The 2,960-nt window shown below is 62.7% G+C and carries 4 protein-coding genes; 3 read left to right on the top strand and 1 reads right to left on the bottom strand.

What is annotated here, in order from left to right:
- Positions 1 to 160 (top strand): FlhC family transcriptional regulator (locus Q7V20_RS11370; RefSeq protein WP_304790785.1); only part of this gene is annotated, 160 nt, incomplete at its 5' end.
- Positions 161 to 308: 148 nt separating this feature from the next.
- Here Q7V20_RS11370 and Q7V20_RS11365 read toward each other — a convergent pair.
- Positions 309 to 1,748 (bottom strand): cytochrome P450, encoded by a 1,440-nt coding sequence (locus Q7V20_RS11365; protein ID WP_304790782.1) that lies wholly within the window; start codon positions 1,746 to 1,748, stop codon positions 309 to 311.
- Positions 1,749 to 1,849: 101 nt separating this feature from the next.
- On the opposite strand from Q7V20_RS11365, the gene Q7V20_RS11360 reads away from it, so the two are divergent.
- Positions 1,850 to 2,500 carry a TetR/AcrR family transcriptional regulator gene (locus Q7V20_RS11360; RefSeq protein ID WP_304790779.1) on the top strand — a complete coding sequence of 217 codons (651 nt, stop codon included), beginning with the start codon at positions 1,850 to 1,852 and terminating at the stop codon, positions 2,498 to 2,500.
- Positions 2,501 to 2,713: 213 nt separating this feature from the next.
- A partial coding sequence (flhD, locus tag Q7V20_RS11355; protein WP_304790674.1) for a flagellar transcriptional regulator FlhD occupies positions 2,714 to 2,960 on the top strand: 247 nt, incomplete at its 3' end.

Genomic DNA, 2,960 nt, shown 5'->3' with positions numbered 1-2,960 from the left:
CATCGACAACGGCATGCTCAGCCTGACCAAATGCAACAAGTGCGGTGGCTCTTACGTCACCCACCCCCATGAAATCGCCCGCCACTTCACCTGTGGCCTGTGCAACCCGCCCGCCCGTGCCGGCAAGGGCAAGGCCGCTGGCGCCCTGCACATGCATTGATTGGCCTCAAGTAGTTCTCTGTTGTACCGAAGTAGTGGTTGTAGTTGTTCTTGTAGTTTTGCTTGTTTCATTGTTTTCTCCTCCTAGCGTCACGCCAGTGACTTGCCAACGGACTCTTCGGAGTCCGTTTTTTTTCGCTCACGTTCGCTCATGTTCGTTCACGCAGCTTCATGGTCAGCCCCACCGGCTCCATCGTGAAGGCCATGTGCTCTTGCGCCTCGCGGCCATCGGGCGTGTCCACGCTGACGATGTCGAAGCGGGACAACAGCATGGCCATGGCCATCTTCATCTCCAGCAAGGCCAGGTAGCGGCCAGGGCACACACGCGGACCCGCGCCAAAAGGCATGGACACGCGCTTGGCATGGCTGGCGCTGTGCTGCGGGCTGCTGCCCTCGGCCAGCCAGCGTTCGGGCTTGAAGGCCGCGGCATCCTCGAAGTGCTGGTCACTCACGCTGTCGTGGCGCAGCACATTCCAGATCAGGGTGCCTTCGGGCACGCGCACATCGCCCACCACCGTGTCGCGCGAGGCCTGCAGGGGCAGGAAAGGTGCGACAGGTTTGAGGCGCATGGTTTCGTGGGCGCAGGCTTCGAGGTAGTCCAGCTCGGCCATTTTCTCAGGCGTGAAAGCGGCGGGGTCGTTGGCTTTGCTGCGCACCTCTTCCTGCGCGCGTTTCAAGGCCTGCGGGTTGCGCTGCAGCAGGTGGATCATCCAGGCCAGGGTGTTGGCCGTGGTGTCCTCGCCAGCCAGCAGCATGGTCAGCACGTTGTCGGCCACGTCCTGATCGTTCACCCCGCTGTCAGCCTGGTCGGCGGCGGCGATCATGGCCTCCAACAGATTGGGCGGGTTGTCGCGTCGCGTCGGGTCGGCCTGCAGGCGATCACGCGCCTGGGCGATGAACTTGTCAATGGCCACCTTGACCGCGCTCACGCTGCGGTCCAGATCTCGGTCAGCGGGCAGCTTGAACACGCGCCAGTAGGGCACCAGGGTCAGGATGCGCGTGAACAGGGCCGGAAAGATCTTGTCCAGGTGCTGCTGGATGATGTCCTCGTCCGACTCCAGGGTGTTCACATCCGCGCCAAAGGCCAGGCCGGTGATGGCGTCCACCGTGAAGCGCATCAGGTCAGACTGCAGGTCAATGGCATTACCGGCCTGCGCGGCTTTCTGCCAACGTGTGCCCAGGCGCTGCGTCACCTTCAGCAGCGACGGAAAGTAGGCGCGCACATGGCCAGGCGCGAAGCTGGCCATGACCATGCGCCGCTGGTGGCGCCAGGCCTCGCCCTCGGCCGCGAACAGGCCCAGCTTCAAGTTCATCTCGCGCGAGATGATGGCCAGGCGCTCCGAGCGGTTGAAATCATCGGGTCGGGCCCGCAGGATGGCGCCGATCAACTCATGGTCGGCCACCACCAGCACGGGGATGGGGCCAAAGTGGGCGCGGAACAGCGGGCCATAACGCCGGGCCCACTGCTCCACGTTCTGGTGGATCACGTCGCGATCAACCTGGAAGGCATTGCCCGCCAGCGGCAGGCTGGGCGGGCCCGGCAAATCACTCAATTCACGGAGCGATGCGGCGGAGGTGGTGGTGCTCATGGGGACTTTCCTCTGGTCTGGTCCGATGAAGGCGGCATTAATATGAGGATTATTCAGTTTTAACACCGCAGCGCAACTCGCATACCGCTCGGTTTTTGGCCATGCCCAAATCCTCCAAGCCCGCCGCCTTGCTGCCCTCTGAGGGCATGCGCAAATGGCCCACGCAAGAGCGCGCAAGGCGTACGATTGCCGCCATTTTTGAAGCCACCGCTCAGATTGTGGACAGCGATGGCCCCGAGGCCTTGAGCACCAACAAGGTCGCGCAACGGGCCGGGGTGTCGATCGGCACGCTGTACCAGTACTTCCCGACCAAAGAAGCCATCGTGGTGGCCATGATCACCCAGGAAAGGCAACGGGTGATGACAGAGCTGCAAGGCATGCTGATCAGCGCGATGCAACAAACGTCCCTGGACGTGGAGTCCAACCTGCGCGACCAGATCCGGGCCCTGCTCGCAGCCCTGGGCACTGGCAGCCACCTCAACCGCGCCATGGTTCGCCTGGCCTGGCACATGGACCATCACGAGCAGGTAGCCCAGGCGCAGCGCGAGGGCACGGAGCGCCTCGCCATCGCCCTGTCGCAACTGAAAGACCCCAAGCTGCGCGCCCTCAGCCCCGCCATGCTGTTCGTAGGCACCCGCGCGGTGATCGGCGTCATCCGCAGCGCCTCGCTGGAGAACTCACCCCTGCTGGACACCCAGGAGCTGGAGGACGAGCTGGTGCGGATGGTCTGGCGCCTTGTGACCGTCGATTAACGGTCTGGTGGATTGACCCGGCTGATTTCTGGATGGTGTTTCCCCTGGTTATCGAGGCTTTGTAAGGGATCTTCTGACAAGACGTGCAGCCGATGCCTAACGCGGGATACAGGTGTGCGCCCATTAAGAAAAGCCGGCATTGGGATCACTATTCATCCCATGGTGAGACGCAAATCCCACCCCCACCCGACACAAGACACCTGGAGCCACCCCATGAACGCCGACCAAATCCTGATGGAAATCCGCGAAACCAACCTGTCGTACCTGATGCTGGCCCAGAGCCTGATCCGCGCCGACCGCGAACAAGCTTTGTTCCGCTTGGGCATGTCGGAAGAAGCCGCCACCATGATCGCCATGTTGTCGCCCGCCCAGGTGTTGAAGATCGCCTCCTCCAACACCCTGCTGTGCCGCATGCGTGTCGACGATGACCTGGTCTGGACCCTGCTGACCAACCACGGCA

Source organism: Aquabacterium sp. (genome assembly GCF_030652515.1).
Classification (GTDB): Bacteria; Pseudomonadota; Gammaproteobacteria; order Burkholderiales; family Burkholderiaceae_C; genus Aquabacterium.
The sequence above is the reverse complement of the archived record's forward strand: the minus strand, read 5'-3'. Positions and strand labels throughout refer to the sequence as shown.

Coding starts and splice junctions, on each gene's coding strand:
- Q7V20_RS11365 (WP_304790782.1), bottom strand. CDS start 1,748: ATGAGCACCACCACCTCCGCCGCATCGCTCCGTGAATTGAGTGATTTG.
- Q7V20_RS11360 (WP_304790779.1), top strand. CDS start 1,850: ATGCCCAAATCCTCCAAGCCCGCCGCCTTGCTGCCCTCTGAGGGCATG.